The following is a 24,968-nucleotide window of genomic DNA, read 5'->3' as shown; positions in this document are numbered from 1 at the left end:
TCCACCAGTCCTCCGGTTCGACCGGGGCCGACGGTTCAGTCGCGCGTCAGCTCTCCTCCCCCGCCGCGCGCTGGGCCGGCACGGTCCGGTCCCGCTGGAGGTCGAGCAGTTCGCGGAACAGGCCGTCGTCGCGGGCGGCGAGTTCGGCCCAGGTGCCGGCCTGGACGATCCGGCCCTTGTCCATCACGATCACCCGGTCCGCGACCGCCGCGTTGGCGATGTTGTGGGTGACCAGGAGGGTGATCCGCCCCGGGGCAAGGGCGCGCAGGGAGTGCAGGATGCGATGCTCGGCGCGCGGGTCGAGGTCGGAGGTCGGCTCGTCCAGGATCAGCAGGCCCGGGCTGCGCACCGTACGGTAGAGCGCCCGCGCCACCGCCGCGCGCTGCCAGCCGCCGCCGGACAACTCGGCTCCACCCCACCAGCCTTGGGCGAGCAACGTGCGCCAGCCGGAGCGCAGCCGGCCGACGATCTCGTCGAAGCCGGTCCGCGCCGCCGCCCGTTCGACGTCGGCCATCACCCGGTCGGTGAGGTGGCCCAGGTGGACGTTCTCGGCGGCGCCCAGCGGCCAGCGGGCGAACTCCTGCGGCACCCGGGCCACCCGGGACCACATGCCGTCGGCGTCCAGCTCCTCCACCGGCACGCCGTCCCAGGTGATCCGGCCCGACTGCGGCAGGTAGAGGCCGGAGAGCAGCTTCAGCAGGGTCGACTTGCCGCTGCCGTTCTGCCCGATGACGGCCACCACTTCGCCCGCCCGCAGTGTCATGCTGACGCCGTCCAGCGCGGGCTCCTGCTGCTCGCCCGGGTAGGCGTGCCTCAGGTCGCTCACCTCGACCAGCTGCGGGGCTCCGGGGACGAGGTGGCCGCGCCGGATGCGGTGGCCGCCGGCCTCGTCCAGGAAGGTGAAGTAGTCGTCCAGGTAGAGGCCCATCCGGTACAGCCGGGCGCCGTTGCCGACCAGGCCCTGCAGCCCGGAGGAGGCCGTCCGCAGCGCGAAGGTGGCGGTGCCGGCGGCGGCCAGGTCGATCCGGCCGCTCGCCACCAGGTAGAGCAGGGTGCCCCAGATCAGCGCGCTGCCGGCCCCGGTGCCGAGCGCGGCCAGCAGCGACACCTTGGCCGCCTCCCGGGTCGCCCGGTCGGTGGCCGCGACGATCTTCGCCTCGGCGCGGCGGTACTTGGCCATCAGGAACGGGGTGACCTGGTCCGAACGGACCTGGTCGGCGCGGGTCTTGTCGATCAGGAACCACCGGTAGACGCGCAGCGCCCCGCGGTCCTCGTTGGTGATCACCGCCGCCAGGTAGTGGATCCGGGCAGTGCGGACGGCCGCCACCCCGGTCGGCACCGAGCCGAGCAGCAGCAGCGGCACCAGCCAGGGGTGCAGCGTCGCCAGGACGCCCGCGGCGGCGGCCAACGAGACGGTGGAGGCGATCACGTCCTGGGCGTTGGAGAGCAGGTCGGGCGTGGTCGAGGCGCCCCGGTCGGCGGCCTCCCACTGCTCGTTGTACGCGGGCTCGTCGTACGCCTCCAGCTCGGCGGCGCACCCGGCCGCGATCAGCGCCAGCTCCGCCTCCCGGGTGATCCGCGGCGACACCCGGCCGGACAGGCCCACCACGGCGATGCCCAGCACGGCGCGCAGGGCCGCCGAGACGGTCAGCAGGACCAGCGACGGCGCGGCGGCGCGCAGGTGGTCGGTCACCGGACCGGGGACCAGCAGCGCGCCCAGCGTGCCGGTGGTGGCGTACAGCGCCAGCGCCCCGAACACGCCCGCCAGCGCCTGGCAGACCAGCAGCAGGACGGTGGACGTCCGGTCCGCCGCCCAGGCCAGCGTCATCGCCCGGCGCACCAGGTGCGGCAGGCGGCGCAGCATGGCGCCCGCCGACATCGACGCGCCGGCCTGGGCGCGGCGGTCGCCGGGGAAGCGGAGCCGCAGCTCCTCGTCGTGCTCCCTGTCGTGCGCCTTGTCGGGGTGCTCGTCGTGATGCTCCTCGTACTGGTCGTCGTGGCGGTCTTCGTGGTGGTCGTCGTCGGGGGTGGTTGCGGGCTGCTCGGGTTTCACGACCTGGTCGGACACAGCGCTCTCTGTTCCCTGGTACGGCGGCCTGCGGCCGCGGCGGTTCCGCACGCGGGCAGCCCTCATCGCCTGGTGGGCGTGGAGGGTCGGCAGCGGTGCCGGTGGGCACTCTGCGAGGGGCGGCTGCCGGTGCGGACCCCGATCCTGGCAGCGGCCCGCGGGGGTGTCCGGCGTGTCCCGGCCGGTCTCACTCGATCCGGGCGATTCCGTGTCGACGACGGCGAGTTGGTGGCAATCGATCACTCGGAAGGTTCGCGATGTTCGGTTCCACAGGACGCCGAGGCAGGCTGTTCAGCATGCGATCCGACAATCAGCGGGACGTCCCGCCCCTGTCGGCTCAGAAGGGGATCCCGTTCACCGACCCGACGGGGAACGGGATCCACCGCGTCCGCCGCCGGTTCGGCCTCGACGTGCTCGGCGGCCCGACCGGCCCCGAGGAGGGCCGTCGCCCTGGTGGTCGAGCATCTCCCCCCGGGGCTCGGGCCGGTGTTCAACCGGCCCGGGGGCGGGAAGCCGTGAGCGTCAGGGGGCTACCGGCGGATGGAGGGCGAGCAGGGACGGGACGCGGGTCGGGGCGGCGAGGCGGAGGAGGCCGTGGCCGATGCCGGCGAGGCCGACCATGAGGGAGGGGCTGTGGACGCCGTGGGGGAGGCCGCAGATCCAGCCCCTGGTGTCGAGGGCGTCGAGGGTGGCACGGGCCTGGGCGTGCCAGGGGGCGCCTGCGAGGTGGAGGGGTTCGATGTTGCCGAGGTCGCCGTGGCAGAGGGAGAAGTTGAGGCCGAAGCCCTCGCGGCGCACCGTATCGAGCGCGGTGTCCCGCTCCTTTCGAAGCAACTCCCCTCCCGCTGGCAGGAGTTCGGCGAGTTCGACCCGGGCGAGGGCGATGCCGGAGGCGCCGTGGCACCAGAGGGTGGGGAAGGACGGGGCGTCGGGGCAGCCGTCCTCGCGGACGTCGCGCCAGTTGGCGGCGGACGGATCGAACAGGGTGCGTTCGTAGTCGAGGGCGGCGAGGGCGAGTTCGGGCAGCTTCGGGTCGCCGAGGCGGTGGCCGGCGCGGGCGAGGGCCCAGGCGATGCCGGAGCCGCCGTGGGCGAAGCCGGCCGGCGGGCGGCTCGCGGCCTCGGCGAGGGAGGCGGGGAGCCAGCCGACGCCGCCTTCGGGATGCGGGGCGGCGGCCCGGGCGAGGCGTTCGGTGCACGCGGCCAGGGCGGCGGTGACGGCTCTGCCCGGCCGGACGGTCTCCCAGGCGAGCAGTCCGCCGATGGTGCCCGCGTTGCCGGAGAGGAGGTCGTGGAGGGAGTCCTCGGGTGCGGTGGCGGCGACGCGGTCGATCACCAGCCCGGCCAGGGCGTCGAGTTCGGCGTCGGGGTGGTGGGCGGCGAGCTGGGCGAGGGCGTAGAGCACTCCGCCGGTCCCGGACAGTCCGCCGCCGAGCCGGTCGGCGCGCCGACGGATCTGGCGACGGAGTGTCAGTTCGGCTGCCCGGGCGTAGTCCTCGTGCGAGCGGTCGCCGGTGACGACGGCGAGCTGGTGCAGGAAGAGCGTGATGCCGGCGGTGCCGCTGTACAGGTCAGGGCCGAGTTCGGCGGGGGCCCAGCGGCCGGGCGGGGTCCAGTTGGGGCCTACGAAAGCGAGGTCGGCGCTGCCCCGGTAGGCCTCGCGGAGCAGTTGCTCGCCCGCCTCGACGGCCTTGGCGAGCGCGCGGTCGGCGAGGCCCTCCCCCGCGTCGGCCGACGCGTCGACCGGTGCGTCGGCTGATGCGTCGCCGGTCACGGCCGTGGCCGCCCCGGCCGCTGTCACCGCCGAAGCCGCCCGACGCGGCTCGCGCGCCCCGTCGGCCGTCGTCACCGACAGCCGCAGGAGCTGGAGTTGACGGGCGAGGTCGTCCTCACCCAGGCCGTCCGCCTTGGCGAGCGCGAGGTCGAGGGCGGGCCGGTCGGTGACGCCGGGGATGACGGCACCGGTGGCGGAACGGGCGTCGACACTGTCCGGGCGGATGGTGAAGACGGGCACGTCGCCGCGCCACAGGTCGGCGCGTTCGTGTTCGACGAAGGCGAGCGCGTGCTCCTCCCAGGCGGCGAGCGCCCAGAGCCGGTCGAGGTGGCGGTCCTGGTCGAGGGCGTCGCGGAGCAGGTCAGGGTGGCAGGCGGTGTTGAGGAGGCTGCGGTACTCGAAGGTGTCGCGACGCAGCATCCGCGTCTCGTCGGCCGCGAACGCGCGCAGCAGTACACAGAGTTGCTCCCTGTCGGCGGCGAGCAGCCGGTAGGCCTCGGTGAAGCCGGCTTCCAACTCGCCGAGGTGATCGGCCGGCCGCAGTGGCTGCCCGGCCGGTACGGGCCTGCTGCCGGGTGCCTCGACGGGCAACCGCCGGTATTCCAGCCGGAGTTCGTCCGTGCCCTGGCCGACCAGGACGGGGGCGGGCCGGGGCGGGAGGCTGGCCGGGTCCCAGCCGAGGGCGGAGAGGTCGGTGCCGCCGTTGCCCTCGTCCCACATCCGTTCGGGGAGCAGGCCGGAGCGGAGCACCGAGTGGCGGGCGTGGTGGCGGGCGAGGCGCTCGGACTCGGACAGGTCCTTGGCGGGCTCGTGCAGGTCGGGGTGGAGGAGTGCCTCGAGGTCGATGAGGACGGGCTGGTCGCGGACGGCGATCAGGTTCTGGGCGTGGCAGTCGACCGCGTCGAGGACGTACATCAGCGCCGCGAGGGTGCCCGCGCGGTGGTAGAAGGCGCTCAACTCGGCTTCGTTGGAGGCGGGTTCGGCGGTGATGTGGGCGACCCAGCCGTAGCCGTCGCCGGCCAGGTGGGCGAGGTCGTGCAGGGGCAGTCGGAGCCGGGGGTTGAGCCAGTGCAGGAGTTGCTGGAAGTGGGTCTCGGCGCCGAGCGGGCGCGGCTTGTAGACGATCCGGACGCCGTGTTCGAAGCGCAGCGAGCTGACCGTGGCGCCGTCCCGGTGCGGGTCGCCGAGACCGGTGGCGAGTTCGGTGAGCCGGCCGAGCGGGCGGCCGTCCGCGAACCCGGCGGAGAGGGCGGGCAGGTCGGCGGCGAGGCGGCGGAACAGGGTGAGGGTGGTTTCCGTCCACTGCCGGGCAGTGGTGGCGAGGCGGAACGCCAGGACCGGGTACTCGGCGAGGAGTCGCAGCGCCCGCTCGGGGCGGGTCAGCCGGTCGAGGAAGTCCAGGTAGCGCAGTTCGGGGGTGTCGCCGGTCAAATCGCCGGTGAGGCGGGCGACATGGAGTTCGGTGATGACGGTCCTGATGGCCGCTCCGTGAGCGGCGGCGGTGAGCGCGGGGAGCGCGAGCGCGGTCAGGTCCTCGGGGGTGCCGAGCGCGGGGGCGTCCAGGGCCTCGATCCCGGCGCGCAGGCGGTCGCGGGCGTCGGCGAGCAGCGGAGCGGCGAGCCGGGCGAAGGCGTGCTCCTCGGGGATGTCGGGCGCCGCCAGGACGGCTTCACGGCGGAACGCGTCGGTGAGGCGCTCGGCCCACGGGTGCGCCCCGAGCCCGAGGCGGTCGGCGAGCGCGTCCGGGTGCTCGGCGAGGAGGGCGCGCAGGGCCTCCGGGTCGAGGCCGTCGGCGGCGAGGCGCCGCTCGAACCAGCCGTCCCGGTCGAAGGGCGCCTGGGCCCGCCAGCGCTCCAGTTTCCGGCCGGCGCGTTCGGCCCGTTCGCCGCGCTCGGCCCGTTCGCCGCGTTCGACGCACTCAGCAGACCCTGGGTGATCCGACGCCTGGCCACGGGCGTGCAGCGGGACGGCTCGGGCGGCAGCCCGCAGGAATTCGGACGCGTCGACCACGGGGCGGTGCTGCCTCTCTCGTCTGCTCGGCTCTGTTCTCTCAACGTCCCTCAACGTCCCTCAACGTCTCTTGACGTCTCGCGACGGCGGGCGGGCGGCACTCCTCGCCGGGGCGCCTCCCGTGAAGTCGGCTCACATGCTGCACATGCGCCAGCAACTCGACGGGTACTCACAGGTGTTGAGCTGCACGGCGGCCGTGACGTACAGCTCGCTCGCCAGGTCGCCGGCCGGGTGGGGGCGCTTGGCCGGGTCGAGGGTGAGCCGGTAGTCCTCGTCCTTGAGCGCGCGGAGCTGGTCTGCGACGGGCAGCATGGGTGCCTCCTCGAAGGGGTCCGGTCCGGCGACAGTCGCGCCGGTTGTCCGGATCCTGTCAGTGCCCCTGCGGACGCACCAGGGCCGTGGGGAGCCCGGTGCCATTTTCCGGCCACGATCGAAATACGACCGGGCGGCCGGGGAGCCGGTGCGAGGGCGAGCGGGCCGACGCGGCCCCGTCGGTACGACCGGGGTCCGCGCCGGCCCCTGGCGTCAGAAGCTGCAGACGTGCCCGCAGCTCGACCAGCCGCCACAGGTGCTCGCCTGCACCGCGGCGGTCACGTAGAGCTCGTCCGACAGGTCGCCGGCCGGGTGGACCTGGTGGCCCTGGCCGAGGGTGAGCCGGAAGTCCTCGTCCTTGAGTGCGCGAACCTGCTCAGCCGTGGGCTGCATGGTGCCTCCTCCAAGCGTTCGGGTCTGGCACAGGTGTGCCGGGTCGGGATCCTGACAGCGCCCCACGCGTCACACCAGGGGCGCCGCCTCACCGGTCCCGAATTCGGCCAGGATCGAAATAGTGCACGCGCGGCCGCCCCGCCCCGTTCCCCCAGGCCACGCGCCGCCCCCTCGCACCGCCCGGCCCCACAGGCCCCTGTACACCTGTCCAAAATCCGGGCGGTTGCGGCGGGGTGAACCCCGGCCGAGGTTTGAACGCCCCGCTCCCGTGGCAACGGCCTCGTTCCTGTGGCAACGCCCTGCACCGAGGGTCACGATGGAGGCCCGGCCACCCGCCGGGCCCGGCCCGATCGGAGTGCGATGAGCGAGCAGCACAACGTCGTCCTGCTGACCTTCCCCGACGCCGCCGGCTGGCGCCCGGCCTTCGACGAGACACAGCACCTGCCGGGCCTGCGAGTGGCCGCCGCGCTGGAACGCAGCGCCGACGGGATGCTCGAGATCAAGGACACCTTCACCCGGGGCGCGGGCCTGGCCACCGTCGGCTCGGGGCTGGTGGGCGGGCTGGTCGGGCTGCTCGGCGGGCCGATCGGCGTGCTGCTGGGCTTCGCGGCGGGCGCGGCGCTCGGCAACGCGGCGGAGGAGCGCTACGCCACCGAGGCCGGCGCCGCGCTGATCGTGCTCTCGGCGCGGGTGCCGGACGGTGGCGCGCTGCTCGCCCTGGAGGTGCGGGAGGCCTCCCCCGGCCCGGCCGACGACCTGGCCGCCCGTCACGGGGCGACGGTCGAGCGGATCGACACGCACACCTTCACCGAGCAGGTCCGGGCGGCGGAGCAGAAGGCCGAGGAACAGAAGGCCGAGGAGCAGAGAGCCGAGGAGCAGAGGGCCGACGAGACGCCCGACCGGCCCTGACCCTCACGACATCCGGTACAGCACCGGCATCGCGCCCGTCCGGTTGACCAGCAGGTTCTGCAGCACGTAGCTGCGGAAGCTGGGTTTGGTCACCTGCCGCAGCAGCAGCCGCAACGCGCCGGTGTCCCACCGGGCGTGGTTGACGAAGACGTAGTCCGCGGGGCCGAGCGGTTCGAGCAGGGTGGAGTTGTCGAGGCCGGTCTCCCGGGCGTACCAGCCGGCCAGGTGGTCCCAGAGTTCGAACGCGACGTCCCGGTCCTCGGCGACGAAGTGGTTGAACAGGAACAGCCCGGCCCGGCTCTTGTCCACGTCCCCGAGCGAGCGGGCGCAGCGGGCGCGCATCACGTGCAGGTCGGTGGCGGCGCCGAGGGCAGCGGTGAGGTTCCGGTACGGCTCGCTCTCGGCGACCGTGCCGAGGTCGTCCGGGGTGTCGGTCTCGATCAGGACGGCGACGTCGTAGGCGGCCCGGTGGAACCGTTGCTGCGCCGCGTACCCGCCGGGCGGCGGCAGGACCACCGCGCGGTAGACGGTGACCCGCCGGACCTCCGGCCGCGTCCTGAGCGCGGCGGCGGAGGGCTTCAGCCGGTCGAGCAGGGCGCTGCGCGCGGGATCGGCGCGCACGAACGGCGGGCCGGTGGGCGGCGCCACGGCGGCGGCCAGGTGCAGGTACCCGTACGGCGGCGGGTCGGCCAGCCGGGCGCGGGGGTACTTGGGGTTCGGTTTCAGGAGTTCGAACTGCATGATCGCTCCATGCGCGGGACCGGGTGGAACCGGGTGGACGGCCCCCTCCGGCCGCCTACCCGGTCCCTCCCGGACCAACCCCCGCCGTCACTCCGCCCGCAGCGTCTCTGCCGTCCGCGCCCCCGCCGGCATTCCGCCCCGCAGCCTGTCTGCCGTCCGCGCCCCCGCCGTCACTCCGCCCGCAGGCTGTCTGCCGTCCGCGCCCGCGCCGCCCGGACGGCGGGGAGCAGCGCCCCGAGCACCGCGATCAGCACGCCGCCCAGTCCGAGCAGCACGAGCGTCGGGGTACCGAAGACGTCCAGCGCCGAGGTGGGGAAGTTCAGCCCGGAGGCCCGGCCCATGGCGGGCACCGTGGCTCGGTGCAGCAGCAGTCCCAGCGGCAGTCCGGCCGCGCCGCCGACCGTGCCGGCCAGGACGACGGAGGCGAGCACCGCGCCCACGGTCTGTGCCGGGGTCATGCCGAGCGCCTTGGTGACGCCCATGTCCCGGGTGCGTTCGCGGATCTCCAGCACGACGGTGTTGAACACCCCGAGCCCGGCGACGGCGACCAGCAGCGCGGTGAGGGTCGCGGTGAGGGACCGCATCGCGAGGATCATGTCGCTGGAGCTGTGCGGCGCGCCGGCCTCGGCGGTCATGTGGGCCGGGGCGAGGGCGGCGCCGACGGCGGTGGCGTAGGCGGCGTGGTCGGTGCCGGCCTTCAGCTTGACGAACCACACGTCCGGGCGGGGGGCCGTTCCCGGCGGGTAGGTGGCGGCGTCGGTGAAGAGTTCGTTGGTCTGCATGTGCGGGTCGAAGACCTCGCCGACGATCCGGACGGTGATCGCCCGGCCGTGGGTCGTGAAGGTCACCCGGTCGCCGAGTGCGACCGAGGCTTCGGTCAGGAAGGTGGCGGGTGCGACGGCCTCGCCCGGGCCCTGGTACCAGCGTCCGGAGACCATCCGGTAGCCGGCCCAGGAGGAGTCGCCGTCGAAGGCGGTCACCAAGGTGCTGCCCGCCACCCCGGGGACCGTGACATCCTCGCTGCCGCCGCCGTAGTACGCGGCGGTGCCGGGCTGGGCGTTCAGTGCGGCGGTGACCTCGGCCGGGTCGGCCGGGACCGGCCTGGCCAGGGGCGCCGTCCCGGGCGGGCCGTCCGGCCGCGCCGGGTACACCACGACGTCTGCGGTGTCGCGTGTCTTCGCTTCCTGCACCCAGGTCATCGTCCCGCCCATGCCGACTGCGAAGACCGCTGCGGCCGTGCCGAAGAGCACGGCGGCGAGCATCCCGGCGGCCCGGGCGGGGCGGGCGAAGGGCTGGGCGAGGCCGAGGCTCAGCGGCCGGGGCAGCGGTAGCCGGGCGGCCAGCGCGGCGGCGCGGGCGGCGACGGCGTCCCGGCGGGTGGCGCCCGCCGTGCGGCCGACGGCCAGCGCGTCCACGGTGCGCAGGCGTCCGGCGCGGGCGGAGGCGGCCCAGGCGACGAGGGCGACGGCGGCGAGGGTGCCGCCCGCCACCGCGATGTCGACCCAGGGGGCGAGGCCGGAGGTGTCGGTGCCGTAGAGCCGACCGGTGGTGGCGAGCACCGGGACGGTCAGCAGGTTGCCGGTGACGACGCCGAGCAGGGTGCCGGCGCCGGCCGGGATCAGTGCCTGGGCGACGTACGCCCGCACCACCTGGGCGGGGGTGCAGCCGAGGGCCTTGAGGACGCCGATCCGCCGGGTGGCGGTGCCGACCGCGCCGGCCACCACGTTCCCGGCCACCAGCACCGACATCGCCAGGCCGAGCAGTCCGAAGGCGACCATGAAGGGCAGGAACAGCGCGGTGTTGCGGTCCGAGCCCTGTTCGGCGGTGAGCCAGGACTGGGCGCCGGTCAGCGAGTCGGCGGGTGCGGCGGCGGTCACTGCGGCCCGGTCGGCGGCCATCGCGTCGGCGGTCCCGGCCTGGGTGAAGCGGTAGAGCATCTCGTAGCCGGGGGTGGTGCCGGATGCGGTGAGGGTGGCGATGGCGTCGGGTGTCACCCAGGCGTCGGCGGTGCGGCTGACGGACCGGGCGAGGCCGACGACGGTGAGCGTCGGCGCGCCGGGCAGTCCGGGAACGCGCAGCGTCCGGCCGACCTCGCCGAGCAGGCCGGCGTAGTCGGCGGAGAGCACCACCTCGCCCGGGCGGCTCGGCCAACTCCCCTGCAGCAGAGTGACGTTGTCGACACCTTCGGCGGCACGGGCACGGCCGGCCACGGTCATCGGTTCCATGGTGACCCCGGGCGGGACGTCCGTACCGGGGCCCGGTTCGGGGTCCACGGTGACGGTGCGGAAGGGGCCGGCCGCGGCCGTCACCCCGGGGGCGTGCGCGGTGGCGGCGAGCTGGTCGGCGCTCGCCCGGGCGCCGTCGAAGCGTGCGGTGAGGTGGGCGCCGTGCTGGCCCTCGAAGGCCTGGTCGAAGGGGGCTTGGGAGGCGACCAGCAGCGAGCCGCCGAGGACGGAGCAGGTGGTGGCCACCATGGCGGCCAGCCCGATCGCGACGGACTGTGTCCGGCGCCTGCGCACCCCGGCCCGGACGACCCTGCCCAGCGCGCTCATGCGCCCACCTCGCTGCACTCGGCGAGCGCTTCGCGCAACGCACACCCTTCGACGATGAACTCGCTTCGCTCGCTCATGCGCCCACCTCACTGCACTCGGCGAGCGCTTCGCGCAACGCACACCCTTCGACGATGAACTCGCTTCGCTCGCTCATGCCGCCACCGCCGAGTCCGCCTCGACCCGGCCGTCCCGCATCCGGACCGTGCGGGTGGCGCAGTCCTCGGCGAGCGTCAGGTCGTGGGTGACGATCAGGAGGGTCTGGCCGTCCGCGTGCAGGTCCCGGAACAGCGCCTTGACGTCCTCGCCCGAGGCCGAGTCCAGCGCACCGGTCGGCTCGTCCGCCAGCAGCAGCGTCGGCTGGTTCATCAACGCCCGCGCCACCGCGACGCGTTGGCGTTCACCGCCGGAGAGCCGGGCCGGGTGGGCGCGGGCGTGCCGGTCGATGCCGAGCGACTCCAGCAGCTCGCCGGCCCGGCGCCGGGCCTCCGCGCGCGGGACGCCGGCCAGTTCGCCGGCCAGGACCACGTTGTCGGCCACCGTGAGGTCGTCCAGCAGGTTGAAGAACTGGAACACCATGCCGATCGTGCCGCGCCGGTAGCGGGCGGAGGCCGCCTCGCCCAGCCGGTCCACCCGGACGCCGGCCACGGTGACCGTCCCGGCGCTCGGCCGGTCCAGCCCGGCCACCAGGTTCAGCAGGGTGGACTTCCCACTGCCGGACGGCCCGAGCACGGCCACCGACTCCCCCCGCCGTACGCTCAGCGTGACCCCGTCCAGCGCCGCCCGGGCGCCCTCGTAGTGGCGGCCCACACCGCTCAGCTCGATCACCGGATCGCCGTTCATCCCCGCTCCTCGCCTCGTCCTGCCTGGTGACGAGGACGAAGGTACGGACGGGCGGCGCGTGCCCGCGTCCGTCTCCCGCGGCAACTTCGCTACCGCGTCCGGCGGACCCGACGCGTCGTCATCCTTCCGGGGTAGTCGCCGGGTGTAGTGGCTGCCGCCGCCTGCGGGGCTGTCCCCGGCGCGGCCCGACCCCCACAATGTCCCGGTGATCAACCATCCGACGGTGCAACGGCTGCGCGCGGCGGCCACCCGGCCGGGCCGCGGCCCCGACGCCGCTCCCCCGCCCCGGCCGACCCGGCGCGGCCAGGCCTTCGACCTGGCCCTGGCCCTCTTCCTCGCCCTCACCTCCGGCCGCTACGCCACCATCACGGAGACGGCGGGTGAGTCCGTCCGGCACGGGCTGCTGCTGCTCGTCCCGCTCGTCCCGCTGCCGCTGGTGCTGCGCCGCCGCTACCCGCTGGCGGTGCTGTGGACGGTGCTGCCGGCCGCGCTGCTGGTCCGCCGGCAGTCGCCGGACATCGCGTACTCGGCGGGCGTGGCGGTGATCGTCGCCGCGTACAGCGCCGCCGCGTACGGGCGCCGCCCGAGGGCCGTGCTGCTGAGCCTGCCGGCCGCGGCCGTCGCGCTGGTGGTGCTCTTCACCGAGGCCAAGCTGCCGCACTTCCCCAACGGGGTGATCGCCGTGCTGGTCCTGGTGCCGGTGTTCGCGGTCGCCTACGAGCTGCGGATGTGGCGCCGCCGGGTGGAGGAGGGGCGTGAGCGGCTCTCCGTCCTGGAGCGCGAGCAGCTGGCCGCGCTGCAACGCGCCGTGGAGCTCGAACGGGCGCGCATCGCCCGGGAGTTGCACGACGTGGTGACGCACAACGTGAGCATGATGACGATCCAGGCCGGTGCCGCCCGCAAGATCCTGGACACCGCCCCGGACAAGGCCCGCGAGGCGATGGCCGCGGTGGAGTCCGGCGGACGCGCGGCGATGACCGAACTACGGCACGTCATGGGCCTGTTGACCATCGACGCGGAAACCGGCGACGCCCCGGCCGAGGGCGCCGACCTCAGCCCCCAGCCGGGTCTCGGCCGCCTGGACGCGCTGGTCGAGGGCGTGCGGCGGGCCGGGCTGCCCGTGGCGCTGGCCGTCCTCGGTGAGCGCCGGGCCGTCCCGCCCGGGGTCGAGCTGGCCGCCTACCGGGTCGTCCAGGAGGCGCTCACCAACAGCGTCAAGCACGCGGGCGGCGCCGACGCCACGGTGACCGTCGAGTACGCCCCCGACCACCTGCGGGTGGAGGTCACCGACACCGGCGGGCGCGCCACCGGCGCCGCCGCCACCGGCAACGGACGCGGCCTGCTGGGCCTGCGCGAACGCCTCGCCGTCTACGGCGGCACCCTGCGGACCGGCCCCCGGCCGCGCGGCGGCTACCGCGTCACGGCCCTGATACCGCTGGAGAGTTCATGAACGCGCAGTCCTTGCGGGTGGTCGTCGCCGACGACCAGGCCCTGGTCCGCACCGGCTTCCGGCTGATCCTGGAGTCGGAGGGGATCGACGTGGTCGCCGAGGCCGAGGACGGCGAGCAGGCCGTCGCCGCCGTCCGCCGGACCAGGCCCGACGTCGTCCTGATGGACATCCGGATGCCCGTTCTGGACGGCCTGGAGGCCACCCGGCGCATCCTCGCCGACCCGGCGCAGGAGCCGCCGCGGATCATCATGCTGACCACCTTCGACCTCGACCACTACGTCTACGCGGCGATGGCCGCCGGGGCGAGCGGCTTCCTGCTCAAGGACGTCACCCCGGAGCACTTGGCCGCCGCCGTCCGGCTGGTCCGCACCGGGGACGCGCTGCTCGCCCCCGCCATCACCCGGCGCCTGGTCGAGCGCTTCGCCGCCCGCCCGGACGCCCCCACCGCGGCCGCGCCGCACCGCGAGCTGGGCACGCTCACCCCGCGCGAGCTGGAGGTGATGGGGCTGCTCGCGCGCGGCCTCAGCAACGCCGAACTCGCCGCCCGGCTGCAGCTGTCCGAGGCGACGGTGAAGACCCATGTCGCGCGGATCCTCGGCAAGCTGGGCCTGCGGGACCGGGCGCAGGTGGTGGTCGCGGCGTACGAGACGGGGCTGGTCAGTGTGGGGTCCCCCGGCGAACCCCGGTAACACGCGGCGGGAGCCCGGGGATTGGGCCCCCGGGCTCCCGCCGTGCTGCGTCAGCGGAACAGCGGAGCGGAACAGCGGAGCGGAACAGCGGATCCGTAGCTCTGCGGATCCGCTGATCCACGGATCAGACGAGGTCGAAGCGGTCCGCGTTCATGACCTTGACCCAGGCCGCGACGAAGTCCGTCACGAACTTCTCCTTGGCGTCGTCGCTCGCGTACACCTCGGCGACGGCCCGCAGTTCGGCGTTCGAGCCGAAGACCAGATCGGCCCGGGTGCCGGTCCACTTGACCCGACCCGATGCGTCGCGGGCCTCGAAGGTGTGCGAGTCCTCCGAGGTGGCCGCCCAACGGGTGTCCAGATCCAGCAGGTTGACGAAGAAGTCGTTCGTCAGCACGCCGGGGGTCTCGGTGAGCACGCCGTGCGCGGACTGGCCGTGGTTGGCGCCCAGCACGCGCAGGCCGCCGACCAGCACGGTCAGCTCGGGGGCGCTCAGGCCCAGCAGGTTCGCCTTGTCGAGCAGCAGGTACTCGGCCGGCAGCCGGTTGCCCTTGCCGACCCAGTTGCGGAACCCGTCGGCCTTCGGCTCCAGCGCCGCGAAGGACTCGGTGTCGGTCAGCTCCTGCGGCGCGTCCACCCGGCCGGGCGCGAACGGCACCTCGACGGCGAGGCCGGCCGCCTTGGCGGCCTGCTCGACGCCGACGCCGCCGGCCAGCACCAGCACGTCGGCCAGCGAGACCTGCGTGCCGCCGTCGGCCTGCGCGTTGAACTCCTGCCGCACGCCCTCCAGGGTGCGCAGCACCGAGGCCAGCTTGTCGGGCTCGTTGACCTCCCAGCCGCTCTGCGGCTCCAGCCGGATCCGGCCGCCGTTGGCGCCGCCGCGCTTGTCGCTGGAGCGGAAGGAGGAGGCCGCCGCCCAGGCGGTGGAGACCAGCTCGGCCACCGACAGGCCGGTGGCGTTGATCCGCCGCTTGAGGTCGGCCACGTCGGCCGCCCCGACCTGCTGGTAGTCGACCGTCGGCAGCGGGTCCTGCCAGAGCAGCTGCTCGCTCGGGACCTCCGCGCCGACGTAGCGGACGATGGGGCCCATGTCGCGGTGGGTGAGCTTGTACCAGGCACGGGCGAAGGCGTCGGCGAACGCGGCCGGGTTCTCCAGGAAGCGCCGGGAGATCGGCTCGTAGACCGGGTCGAAGCGCAGCGACAGGTCGGTGGTGAGCATGATCGGGACGTGCCGCTTGGCCGGGTCGTGGGCGTCCGGGACGGTGCCCTCGCCGGCTCCGTCCTTCGGCTTCCACTGGTGGGCGCCGGCCGGGCTCTTGGTGAGCTCCCACTCGTAGCCGAACAGCGTCTCGAAGAAGCTGTTGTCCCAGGTGACCGGGGTGGGCGTCCAGGCGCCCTCCAGACCGCTGGTGATCGCGTCCCCGCCCACACCGGTGCCGAAGGCGCTCTTCCAGCCGAGTCCCTGCTGCTCCATCGGCGCGTCCTCGGGGTCCGGGCCGACGTTGTCCGCCGGGCCGGCGCCGTGGGTCTTGCCGAAGGTGTGGCCGCCGGCGATCAGCGCGACGGTCTCCTCGTCGTTCATCGCCATCCGGTAGAAGGTCTCGCGGATGTCGCGGGCGGCGGCGATCGGGTCCGGGTTGCCGTTGGGGCCCTCCGGGTTGACGTAGATCAGGCCCATCTGGACGGCGGCCAGCGGGTTCTCCAGCTCGCGGTCGCCGGTGTAGCGCTCGTCGCCGAGCCAGGTGGTCTCCGGGCCCCAGTAGACGTCCTCGTCCGGCTCCCACTCGTCGACCCGGCCGCCGCCGAAGCCGAAGGTCCGGAAGCCCATGCCCTCCAGCGCGACGTTGCCGGCCAGGACGATCAGGTCGGCCCAGGACAGGCTGCGGCCGTACTTCTTCTTCACCGGCCACAGCAGGCGGCGGGCCTTGTCCAGGCTCGCGTTGTCGGGCCAGCTGTTCAGCGGGGCGAAGCGCTGCTGGCCGCCACCGGCGCCGCCGCGGCCGTCACTGATCCGGTAGGTGCCGGCGCTGTGCCAGGCCATGCGGATCATGAACGGGCCGTAGTTGCCGTAGTCGGCCGGCCACCAGTCCTGGGAGGTGGTGAGCACCTCCTGGATGTCCCGCTTGACGGCCGGGAGGTCGAGCGCGCCGAAGGCCGCCGCGTAGTCGAAGTCCGCTCCGAGCGGGTTGGCGACGGCGGGGTTCTTGGCGAGGATCTTCAGATTGAGCCGCTCCGGCCACCACTGGCGGTTCCCACCGCCCTGGGTGGGGTGCGGCGCGCGCCCGTGGTTCACCGGGCAGCCCTCCGCGTTCGCCTCTACGCCGGTTGCATCGTGGATGTCAGACATGGGAATCCTTCCCTCACAAGGCGGATCACGGTGTCTTCTGTGCTACCTACGGCATCTGCTGCATGTGCTGCATCTACTGCTGGTACCTAGGCTAGCGCCGGAGCCGATCCTACGATGGACGGAATCCAAGTCAAGAAAGACACCAAACCCATATCCGATCGGGATCCGGAGGGCACAGGATGTGCATTGGTAAACTCCGGTCTTCCCCTTGACCTGAATAGGTGAACCGATATGAGTGACCTGCTGGAGCGGCTGCGCGGGCGCGGCTGGCGCCTGACCTCCCAGCGGCGTGTCGTGGCCGAGGTCCTGGACGGCGAGCACGTACACCTGACCGCGGACGAGGTGCACGCCCGGGCGGCGGAGCGCCTCCCGGAGATCTCCCGGGCGACGGTCTACAACACCCTCGGCGAGCTGGTCACCCTCGGCGAGGTCATCGAGGTCTCCACCGACGGGCGCGCCAAGCGCTACGACCCCAACGCACACCGCCCCCACCAGCACCTGATCTGCACCGGCTGCGGCGCCATCCGCGACGTCCACCCCCTCGGCAACCCGCTGGCCGACCTCCCGGCGGAACAGCGCTACGGGTTCACCGTCTCCCAGGCCGAGGTCACCTACCGGGGGCTCTGCCCGCACTGCGCGGGCTGACCGTCCCGCTCGGCGCGGGGATCGCCGTGGCACGGTGCGAGGTTCTGACGCAGCGTCAACTCCACTGGACGGGAAGGGATTTGAGCCCGTTCTGGAAGTTGGAGACCAACCGCGTCGGCGGCCCGTCCGGAGCGAGTTCCAGGTCGGGAAACTCGCCGACGATCCGCCGGAGCACGGCCGACATCTGGATCCTGGCGAGTTGCGCTCCCACACAGAAGTGCGGGCCGTAGCCGAAGCTGACGTGGTCGTTCGGCGTACGGGTGATGTCCAGGCGGTCCGGATCGGGGAAGACCGACTCGTCGCGATTGGCGGAGGCGTGGTACACCACCACCTTGTCACCGCGGCGGACCGGTTTCCCGGCCAGCACGACGTCCCGGGTGGCAGTGCGCCGGAACTCCAGGACCGGGGGCCAGAATCTCAGCAGCTCATCCACGGCCGAAGCGACCAGATCCGGCCGTCGGCACAGCAGGCGGTACTGGTCGGCGTGCGTGAGCAGGGAATACAGCCCTCCGGGCAGACCATTGCGCAGCGTCTCGTTACCGGCGACGGCCGGAAAAACACGCAAACATGTCCCCCCAACCCCAGACGGGGCCGGTTCGAGGAGGGCCGTTTGCCGTGCAGGAAGTCGATCTCTATCTCCGAAAGTCCCACGTCGTCCGCAACACCGATCCGCGCGACCTGCTGTCCGTCGAAGCGCAGGAGGCCGCGGGCCGCGCCTGGGCAACCCGCGAGGGCTTCAGGGTGCGGAAGGTCTGGGTGGACAACCTGTCCGCCTGGTCGGACGTCGTCCGCCCTGAGTTCGACAAGGCCCTCGCTGCCGTCATGAACGGCGAGGTGCCCTGCCTCTGGAACTTCGCCATGGACCGCTTCACCCGCAAGGGGATCGACGAGATCGGGCCGGTCCTGGGCAAGGCCCGGGTCATCTTCGACTATGAGGGCCTGGACAGTTCGATCGAGCGCGATCGCCGGTGGATCATCGACCGCGCCGAGCAGGCCCGCGAGTTCTCCCAGCGGCTGAGCTACAACATCAAGAGCACGAAGGCGCGGCAGCGCGAGACGGGCCGATGGTCCGGCCGAGCGCCATACGGTCTCGTGGCCGGCAAGGACCGCAAGCTGCGGCACGGCGACAAGTGGCCGGTCGTCGAGCGCATCGTGACCGACCTGGCCGGCGGCACCACCCGCGGCGAAAGCGAGTGCGTCCCGGCCCGGTCCCTCGCCCGTGCGCTCACCAGCGAGGGCATCGAGTCCCCCGGGGGTGGTCCGTGGCGGCCCGGCGCTGTCATAGCCATCGCGCGCAACCCCGTGTACCTCGGCTGGATGCCGATGCCCGGGGACGGCCCTCGCTACCAGCCCCGGGAGTACCGGAACTCCGAGGGAGAACGCGTCCGCGTACTGGCCGACGAGTGCGAACCGCTCCCCGAGGAACTGGTGATGCGGGCCCGCGCCGCGCTCGCCGGACACAGCACCGGCGGCCCGCGTATCGGCCGGGCACACCACACGTGCACCGGCCTGTCCGGATGCCTGGGCTGCCTCGGCCCGATGCAGGTCGGTGGCAAGTACTACCGCTGTTCCCGCAACGCATCCGGACTGTTCTGCCCCTCCCCCGCCCTCGTCTCGATCACCGCTCTGGAGGGCTACGTCTTCGAGAGCTGGGGCGAAATGCTCGGCAACGCACACCCGGACGACCCCCTGGTGCTGGCAGTCGCCCAGCGCTGGGGCGCCCTCACCAACCCGCAGGACGCCGCCGCTTCCGCGGCCGCACGCGAGCAGATCGCCATGGCCGAGGCCGCCGTACGCCAACTCGCGGACGACCGCGCCGCCGGCCTATACGCCGGCGAGATGGGCAAGCACTTCCCCCGCCTCGTCCGCGAGGCCGAGGCCAGGCTCGACACTGCCCGCGATCACCTCAAGGGCCTGTCCCCCACCCACGTCGACGTCACCTTCCTCATCGGCGAGCCCGAGAACGCAAGCCGCTTCATCCTCGACGCCGATCCCGAGACCCGGCGTGAACTGCTGCCCCTCGCCATCGACAAGATCTGGGTGTCGAAGGGCCGGCAGGGTCACCGCTTCGACGGCGAGAAGCGTGTTCGCTTCGAATGGGCGGTGCCCATACCGGTAGCAGCCTGAGGCGCTGCCGCCGACTGGCGGCCGGGCTTCCCCTCCCACCCGGACTACACGAAGGCCGTGAGTCGCAGTGAGCTTCCTCACTGCGGCTCACGCCTTGAGCTTCTGTCCGATCACTACCGAGACCGGCACCCCGGATGCCGGGCCTGTCCAGCGATTACGGGACAGAGCCGAAGACCCCGTGCAGACCCGCCAGTTACGGAGCCCCGGCGCCCGAGCACCGTCTTCTGCTTCACCTGATCCAGCCCGCGCCTCTGTGAGTAATCTGGCGGCCGGGGAAGTTTGGGGAGCTGGCCGAATGGGGGTGCCCGCGGTGCTGGGTGTAGTGATGGTGCACGGCTTCATGTCGGGCCCGGAGGTGTGGGACCGGTTCACCGGCCTGATCGCTGAGGACACGGATCTGGCCGAAGCACAGGTGTTGCGCTTCGGGTACCGAACCAAGCTCTGGAAGCCGTGGAACCCCACGCGGGTGATCCCTTCACTGGACACGGTGGCGGACAGCCTGAAGGAGTTTCTGCGCACGGAGGCCGAGCGGTTCGAACGGTTGGTGCTGGTGGGCCACAGCATGGGTGGGTTGGTGATCCAGCGCCATCTGGTGCGGATGCTCGCAGATGCCCAGGGCCGCCAGCTGGACCGCATCAAGCGGGTCGTACTGCTGGCCACCCCGAGCGCCGGCTCCCTGCTGGGTCTGGAGGCCCGCCGGGCGCTGCTGCACGGAAACCCTCAGGAGAGGCAACTGCGTCCACTGAACGAGCAAATCAGCGACACGCTTAACAGGGTGCTGAAGGGCGTCATCAACGCGACGGAGTTGTCCGACTACACCTGCCCGATCCCCTTCTCCGTCTTCGCCGGTGAGGAGGACGGCATCGTCCTCCGGGCATCCGCGCAGGCAGTCTTCTCCGACGCCGCGGTTCTGCCCGGAACCCACTTCACCATCGTCCAACCCGACTCGGCCGCGCACCGCAGCTACACCACCGTCAAGCGGTTGCTGTTGGAGGCGAGCACCGACAGCGACCCCCCAGATGGCACCGTAACCATCCTCGGGCCTGCCGCGTTGGAGGTCCACACTGCCACCTATCCCGACAAAGCAACCAGCACCTCGGCATGGCTGACGCCCTACCTTCCGCGCGACCACGACCGCGAACTGTGCGACGCACTTCGCCCAGCGCTCACCGGCGGACCGTCCCGCCTGGTCGTCCTCATCGGCGAATCCTCCACTGGCAAGACCCGAGCCCTGTACGAGGCCCTGAGCACCCTTGCCCCCCATCACCCCCTGCTCCGCCCGCCCGGCGCTGCCAACCTGCTCGACATGCTCGAGGCCGGCCGCGTTCGGCCAGGCACGGTCCTGTGGCTCAACGAGGCTCAACGCTTCTTGTACGACGCCGACGGCAAGGCCGCAGCCGAACAGCTTCACGCCCTGCTGCAGCAAAGCTCCGGAATCGTTGCCGTCGCGACCCTCTGGCGTGAGCCGTACTGGAACGAACTCACCTCCGACCAGCCGGGGGCGCCGTACGCAGCCGCGAAAGCCCTACTCACCCATCCGGCCCTCGCCACTCAGATCAGTGTCCCTCATCGCCTGTTCGAGGACGACCTTCGGGCTTGGAAGGCCCTCGGCACCAGACGATCCGATCCGCGGCTTCGGGAAGCTCTGAACGCCGGAGCCTCCGACGGGCGGGTCGTCCAGCACCTCAGCGGCGGACCGGAACTCGTGGACGCCTACACGGCAGGCCCTGGCGCCTACTACACCCACCAGGAGCATGCGCTCCTTACTGCGGCACTGGACGCACGCCGGCTCGGCCACCGGGCCCCGCTGACCGCCGACTTCCTTGCCCACGCCGCCGACGGCGTCCTCGACGCCCGCCACCGGGCCGCCGACCCCCAATGGGCCCGCGCCCTCCTCGAAGGTCTCGCCGCCGGAGTCCGGGCCGACCGCACTCGTACGGACATCCGCAACACCATCGCCCCGCTCATCGCCGTCCGCAGCCGAGCCGGAGAGCCCGCTCGCTACGAACCAGCCGACTACCTGGATCAACACACCCTCCATCATCGTGCTGACCAATCCGGTGCCCCGTCCCTCTGGGAAGCCGTGACCTTCCACCCGCTTGAACGGGATGACGTGGTCCGACTCGCGCAGGCAGCGTGGGATCGGGGATTCCGTCAAACTGCCGTTCAACTATGGGATCGAGCGGTGCGGGCAGGACACCCCACACTGGCCCTGGCAAATCTCGGAAGAGAGCTGGATCCCGATCACACAGGTGGCGCCATAAGCGTTCTCTACGCCGATCCGACCAAACCGCGCGCAGTGGCCGATCTGCTGGACGCACTTCACCAGGCCGGCGCCAACGAGGCTGTACAGGCGCTATTGGCATCCGACCCCGCCACCCAGGCAGACCTCGGCGATCTGCCCGCCGTGGCACAACTAGTGGATGCGCTGCACCGAGCTGGGGCTGACGAAGCCATGAAGGCCTTGGGAGTACGGGCCGCCAGCCACACCGCCCTGACCGATCCGTCCGCGGTGGCACTGCTGGTCGACGCGCTGCAGCTGGCCGGGCTTCGTGAAGCCGCCAGGACCTTGGGAGTACGGGCCGCCAGCCACACCGACGTGTCCAATCCGCGCTCGGTGGCACTGCTGGTGGACGCACTGTACCTGGCCAGGCTCGATGAAGCCGTCAGGGCCCTGGCAGTAAGGGCCGCCAGCCACACCGACGTGTCCAAACCGCGCACGGTGGCACAGCTGGTGAAGGCATTCCACCTGGCCAGGCTCGATGAAGCCGTCAGGACCCTGGGGCCGCGAGCCGCCCGCTTTGCCAACCTGACTGATCCCTCTGGAGTACGTGTTCTACTGCTCTCCCTTGATCGGACCGGGCTCGACGAAGCCGTCAGGACCCTGGGGGTGAGAGCTGCCCGTCATGCCAACCTGACCGATCCTTACGCGGTGGCACGATTGCTGGAAACCCTGCGCGAGGCCGGGGCTGAGGAGGCCGTGCAGACATTGCTGGCCCTCGACCCCGCCGGCCACGCCAACCCGATCGATCTGCCCGAGGTTTCCTATCTACTGGACGAGCTGCTCGAGGTCAGGGCTGACGAAGCCGCCAGAACCCTCGGAACACGAGCCGCCCACCATACCGACCTGACTGATCCGCGCGCAGTGGCCGATCTGCTGGACGCGCTACACCAATCCGAGGCTGACGAATCCGCCAGAACCCTCGGGACACGAGCTGTCGACCACGCCGACGTGACTAAGCCGTCCACAGTGGCCCAATTGCTGAGTGCCCTGTGCCGGAACGGAGCTGACGAGGCCGTAGAGGCGTTGCTGGCCCTGGACCCCGCCAGCCACGCCGACGTGACCAAACCGCGCGCAGTGGCCGATCTGCTGGACGCACTACACAAAGCCGGGGCTGACGAAGCTATCAGGACCGTGGGAGCACGAGCCGCCCACCATACCGACCTGACTGATCCAGGCGCGGTGGTGTATCTGCTGGACGCACTGCAGCGGAACGGGGCTACCGAAGCCGCCAGAGCCCTGGGGGCACGAGCTGTCGACCACGCCGACGTAACTAAGCCGTCCACAGTGGCCCAATTGCTGAGTGCCCTGTGCCGGAACGGAGTTGACGAGGCCGTACAGGCGTTGCTGGCCCTGGACCCCGCCAGCCACGCCGACGTGACCGATCCGGGCGTGGTGGATGATCTGCTGGACGCACTACACAAAGCCGGGGCTGACGAAGCTGTCAGGACTGTGGGAGCACGAGCCGCCCACCTTACCGATTTGACCGAAACAGGCATGGTGGCGCGTCTGCTGGACGCACTGCAGCGGAACGGGGCTACCGAAGCCGCCAGGACCCTGGGGACACGAGCTGCCACGGACGCCACGGTACTCAACGGGGGACCGGCGCTCACGCTGCTGCGCACACTGCGCGAAGCGGAGCACTGCGATCTGGAGATTCTGGCTGCGCGGTTGGTGAACGCCGGACACCATCCCAACAGTTACGCACCGTACGGTCGAACACCTGAAGGTCAGATGACTTCGCGGTGGGTTTTGCGCGACGTCATCCGCGGCATTCCCAGCGGCTGACGGCCCGCAGGCGTGTGCACGAACCAGCTCAAAGTCGCCATGGTGGCGGCGTCATACAATAGGTGGAAGGCCCGCTGCTGGGCCGGGGCTCCATCCCGACTGGAAGTCCGCCTGCCCTAGAACGTTGTCAGCGGGTCGTACCACTGTGCTCGGGGCCGCGGGCTGGCACTCGCGAGGACCTGCTCGTTGAGATAGCGGAACTGCGCGCGCGGTCGGGATGCTGGGCGCGTTCCAACGTCTTTGCGTTGGCCTGCAGGCTGAACCTCTCCTCCCCGCAGCAGGTCGGCGACCTGGTCGCCCGAGACGCGGCGTCCTTGGCGCATCAGCTCGGCGGCCAGCTGGCGGGTCGACTTCGTCCTCCAGCGCAACGGCGACATCGGATCACCCCGCACGTCCGGCTTGACCAGGGCCAGCAGTGCCGGCCGCAGGCCCGGGTCCAGCTCGGCAAGGCGCTTACGGCTCAAGGAACCGGATTCCCCCACCGGCGCACCAATCGCGCCAGGCGGGAAGCCAGCACCGAACGCCCGATCGACCGGCAACCCGTCTTCAACTGGCTGAGCCACCGGGTGCACCTGGGCGAAAGACCACTTGCCCCAGGGCCTGCGGGGCTTGATCAGCTCGGTCTTGAACAGTCCGATCGTGGACTCCCTGAATAGTGCTCGCAGTGTCGACTGGGTCACGTACCGTACGGGTGGGCTCAGTTGAGTGGGCCAGTGAGAGAAGGCGGGAGGACACGTGGTCGAGGGGCGGGACTCTGAACTGGTGGACGGCCGAGGTGCGTCGGTCAGCCAGCTGTTCAGCGTGCGGTATGGGCTCGAGTACTACCAGCGGGAGTACACCTGGTCACGCCGCAACATGCAGGAGCTCTTGGATGACCTAGCAAGACGCTTTCTCGAACAATGGAAGTCAGGACATGAGCGTTCCGAGGTTCGCTACTACGAGCCCTATTTCCTGGGGCCCATCGTTACCTACCAGGGGGACATCACCTACCTCGTGGACGGGCAGCAGCGCTTCACCTCATTGCTGCTCCTGCTCACCCACCTGCGCAAACTTATGCTGGAAGACGAAGACCTCCAGGAAGACGCCCGAGATCTTGACCAGTTGATCCGGTCGCGCCAGTACGGCAAGCGCTCATTCACGCTGGATGTCGCGGAACGTGACGCGTGCATGGAGGCCCTCTTCACCGGCACGGAGTTCAACCTGCCTAACAGCGCGTCACCGTCGGTCAGGAACCTGTGGGAACGCGGCTGCGACCTCGCCGAGGACTTCCCCGACATCCTGCGCGGCGAGCCGCTTCCCTACTTCACCGACTGGTTGCTGTCCCGTGTCTGCCTGGTGGATATCCGGGCACACAACCGGGACCACGGGTGGGAGATCTTCGAAACGATGAACGATCGAGGAGCCCGCCTGACCCCACTCGATCTACTCAAGAGCTTCCTGCTCTCCAGGGCACGGCAGAACCATGCGGACATGAACGCCAGTTGGCGGAGGATGCTCACCTGCCTGGCGAAGGACGGGGCTTCGCCGAGCGACTTTGTCAAGACACTGCTGCAGGCGCGCTACGTCGAACCCGCCACTCCGGATGTAGAGAAGATCGACGGGGCGTTCCACGAGTGGGTACGCGAGCACGGCGAACTTCTGGGCTTGCGCCGGCCGGACCAGTACCGCGACTTCATCACGAACATCCTGGTCCCATGTGCCAAAAGGTACGCCCTGATTCAGCGGGCCACCACGGAGCTGGTGCCGGGGCTGGAGTCGGTACGGTACAACGCCGACAATGGTCTCACTGCACAGTTCCTGCTGCTGACAGCGGTGATGAACCCGGGCGACGACGATGACACCTTCACGAAGAAAGCTCGGTTGGTCGCGGACTACCTCGACCTTGTCCTGGCCCGCCGCATGGCGAACAGTGCGGCTATTCAGAACGTCGAGCTCATGCCTGAGATCTCGCGGCTAGTACTCCAGTGTGACTTCGCGATCATGTCGGTCTCGCGGTCTACTCTGGCTCGCTATGGGCTACGACGTGCACATCACGCGGCGTGAGAA

Annotated in this window: 17 protein-coding genes; 7 read left to right on the top strand and 10 right to left on the bottom strand. The window is 71.7% G+C overall.

Features of this window, described 5'->3' with window-relative positions; genetic code table 11:
- Positions 1–46 precede the first annotated feature (46 nt).
- The 4 genes from ACZ52J_RS40185 to ACZ52J_RS40170 form a co-directional block, all read right to left on the bottom strand.
- Positions 47–2,068: an ATP-binding cassette domain-containing protein gene (locus ACZ52J_RS40185; RefSeq protein ID WP_465626096.1), complete on the bottom strand. Its 2,022-nt coding sequence runs from the start codon at positions 2,066–2,068 to the stop codon at positions 47–49.
- Positions 2,069–2,590: 522 nt separating this feature from the next.
- Positions 2,591–5,851, bottom strand: coding sequence for a type 2 lanthipeptide synthetase LanM family protein (locus tag ACZ52J_RS40180; protein ID WP_465626094.1), 3,261 nt, complete (start codon positions 5,849–5,851; stop codon positions 2,591–2,593).
- Positions 5,852–5,983: 132 nt separating this feature from the next.
- Complete coding sequence (locus tag ACZ52J_RS40175; RefSeq protein WP_360491887.1) at positions 5,984–6,163, bottom strand: hypothetical protein; 180 nt, start codon at positions 6,161–6,163, stop codon at positions 5,984–5,986.
- Between the two features lie 213 nt (positions 6,164–6,376).
- Positions 6,377–6,556, bottom strand: a complete 180-nt coding sequence (locus tag ACZ52J_RS40170) for a hypothetical protein (protein ID WP_360491890.1) — start codon at positions 6,554–6,556, stop codon at positions 6,377–6,379.
- A 360-nt stretch (positions 6,557–6,916) separates the two neighbouring features.
- Here ACZ52J_RS40170 and ACZ52J_RS40165 point away from each other — a divergent pair, with 360 nt between their 5' ends.
- Positions 6,917–7,465, top strand: a complete 549-nt coding sequence (locus tag ACZ52J_RS40165) for a histidine kinase (protein WP_465626092.1) — start codon at positions 6,917–6,919, stop codon at positions 7,463–7,465.
- 3 nt (positions 7,466–7,468) lie between these two features.
- Here ACZ52J_RS40165 and ACZ52J_RS40160 read toward each other — a convergent pair whose 3' ends face one another.
- The 3 genes from ACZ52J_RS40160 to ACZ52J_RS40150 all read right to left on the bottom strand — a co-directional run bounded on the left by ACZ52J_RS40160 (position 7,469) and on the right by ACZ52J_RS40150 (position 11,598).
- Positions 7,469–8,206 carry a hypothetical protein gene (locus ACZ52J_RS40160; protein WP_465626090.1) on the bottom strand — a complete coding sequence of 246 codons (738 nt, stop codon included), beginning with the start codon at positions 8,204–8,206 and terminating at the stop codon, positions 7,469–7,471.
- A 170-nt stretch (positions 8,207–8,376) separates the two neighbouring features.
- A complete protein-coding gene (locus ACZ52J_RS40155; RefSeq protein WP_465626088.1) occupies positions 8,377–10,758 on the bottom strand; it encodes an FtsX-like permease family protein in 2,382 nt (793 codons plus the stop codon).
- A gap of 150 nt (positions 10,759–10,908) precedes the next feature.
- On the bottom strand, positions 10,909–11,598 hold the full coding sequence (locus tag ACZ52J_RS40150) for an ABC transporter ATP-binding protein (RefSeq protein WP_465626086.1): 690 nt from the start codon (positions 11,596–11,598) through the stop codon (positions 10,909–10,911).
- Positions 11,599–11,803: 205 nt separating this feature from the next.
- Between ACZ52J_RS40150 and ACZ52J_RS40145 the strand changes: the two genes are divergently transcribed.
- Positions 11,804–13,048 (top strand): sensor histidine kinase, encoded by a 1,245-nt coding sequence (locus ACZ52J_RS40145; RefSeq protein ID WP_465626084.1) that lies wholly within the window; start codon positions 11,804–11,806, stop codon positions 13,046–13,048.
- Complete coding sequence (locus tag ACZ52J_RS40140; protein ID WP_360491908.1) at positions 13,045–13,737, top strand: response regulator transcription factor; 693 nt, start codon at positions 13,045–13,047, stop codon at positions 13,735–13,737. The genes ACZ52J_RS40145 and ACZ52J_RS40140 overlap by 4 nt, the downstream gene beginning before the upstream one ends.
- Before the next feature lie 124 nt (positions 13,738–13,861).
- Here the strand turns inward: ACZ52J_RS40140 and katG are convergent, their stop codons facing one another.
- Positions 13,862–16,081 (bottom strand): catalase/peroxidase HPI, encoded by a 2,220-nt coding sequence (gene katG / locus ACZ52J_RS40135; protein WP_465626082.1) that lies wholly within the window; start codon positions 16,079–16,081, stop codon positions 13,862–13,864.
- Between the two features lie 231 nt (positions 16,082–16,312).
- Between katG and ACZ52J_RS40130 the strand changes: the two genes are divergently transcribed.
- Positions 16,313–16,726: a Fur family transcriptional regulator gene (locus tag ACZ52J_RS40130; RefSeq protein ID WP_360491914.1), complete on the top strand. Its 414-nt coding sequence runs from the start codon at positions 16,313–16,315 to the stop codon at positions 16,724–16,726.
- A gap of 55 nt (positions 16,727–16,781) precedes the next feature.
- Here ACZ52J_RS40130 and ACZ52J_RS40125 read toward each other — a convergent pair whose 3' ends face one another.
- Positions 16,782–17,159 (bottom strand): cytochrome P450, encoded by a 378-nt coding sequence (locus ACZ52J_RS40125; protein WP_465626080.1) that lies wholly within the window; start codon positions 17,157–17,159, stop codon positions 16,782–16,784.
- Between the two features lie 182 nt (positions 17,160–17,341).
- On the opposite strand from ACZ52J_RS40125, the gene ACZ52J_RS40120 reads away from it, so the two are divergent.
- Positions 17,342–18,853 carry a recombinase family protein gene (locus ACZ52J_RS40120; RefSeq protein ID WP_360252374.1) on the top strand — a complete coding sequence of 504 codons (1,512 nt, stop codon included), beginning with the start codon at positions 17,342–17,344 and terminating at the stop codon, positions 18,851–18,853.
- 295 nt (positions 18,854–19,148) lie between these two features.
- Positions 19,149–22,922 carry an alpha/beta fold hydrolase gene (locus tag ACZ52J_RS40115; RefSeq protein ID WP_465626078.1) on the top strand — a complete coding sequence of 1,258 codons (3,774 nt, stop codon included), beginning with the start codon at positions 19,149–19,151 and terminating at the stop codon, positions 22,920–22,922.
- Between the two features lie 116 nt (positions 22,923–23,038).
- Here the strand turns inward: ACZ52J_RS40115 and ACZ52J_RS40110 are convergent, their stop codons facing one another.
- Positions 23,039–23,602, bottom strand: coding sequence for an ISAzo13-like element transposase-related protein (locus ACZ52J_RS40110; protein WP_360252380.1), 564 nt, complete (start codon positions 23,600–23,602; stop codon positions 23,039–23,041).
- Positions 23,603–23,657: 55 nt separating this feature from the next.
- Here ACZ52J_RS40110 and ACZ52J_RS40105 point away from each other — a divergent pair, with 55 nt between their 5' ends.
- Complete coding sequence (locus tag ACZ52J_RS40105) at positions 23,658–24,965, top strand: DUF262 domain-containing protein (protein WP_465626076.1); 1,308 nt, start codon at positions 23,658–23,660, stop codon at positions 24,963–24,965.
- Positions 24,966–24,968 lie beyond the last annotated feature (3 nt).

The organism is Kitasatospora sp. NPDC034035 (genome assembly GCF_055575755.1).
This window is presented reverse-complemented; position numbering and strand designations above follow the sequence as displayed.

Excerpts from the sequence above, each read along its gene's own strand:
- ACZ52J_RS40150 (WP_465626086.1), bottom strand. The coding sequence starts at position 11,598 with ATGAACGGCGATCCGGTGATCGAGCTGAGCGGTGTGGGCCGCCACTAC.
- ACZ52J_RS40155 (WP_465626088.1), bottom strand. The coding sequence starts at position 10,758 with ATGAGCGCGCTGGGCAGGGTCGTCCGGGCCGGGGTGCGCAGGCGCCGG.
- ACZ52J_RS40175 (WP_360491887.1), bottom strand. The coding sequence starts at position 6,163 with ATGCTGCCCGTCGCAGACCAGCTCCGCGCGCTCAAGGACGAGGACTAC.
- ACZ52J_RS40130 (WP_360491914.1), top strand. The coding sequence starts at position 16,313 with ATGAGTGACCTGCTGGAGCGGCTGCGCGGGCGCGGCTGGCGCCTGACC.
- ACZ52J_RS40115 (WP_465626078.1), top strand. The coding sequence starts at position 19,149 with ATGGGGGTGCCCGCGGTGCTGGGTGTAGTGATGGTGCACGGCTTCATG.
- ACZ52J_RS40160 (WP_465626090.1), bottom strand. The coding sequence starts at position 8,206 with ATGCAGTTCGAACTCCTGAAACCGAACCCCAAGTACCCCCGCGCCCGG.
- katG (WP_465626082.1), bottom strand. The coding sequence starts at position 16,081 with ATGTCTGACATCCACGATGCAACCGGCGTAGAGGCGAACGCGGAGGGC.
- ACZ52J_RS40170 (WP_360491890.1), bottom strand. The coding sequence starts at position 6,556 with ATGCAGCCCACGGCTGAGCAGGTTCGCGCACTCAAGGACGAGGACTTC.
- ACZ52J_RS40165 (WP_465626092.1), top strand. The coding sequence starts at position 6,917 with ATGAGCGAGCAGCACAACGTCGTCCTGCTGACCTTCCCCGACGCCGCC.
- ACZ52J_RS40140 (WP_360491908.1), top strand. The coding sequence starts at position 13,045 with ATGAACGCGCAGTCCTTGCGGGTGGTCGTCGCCGACGACCAGGCCCTG.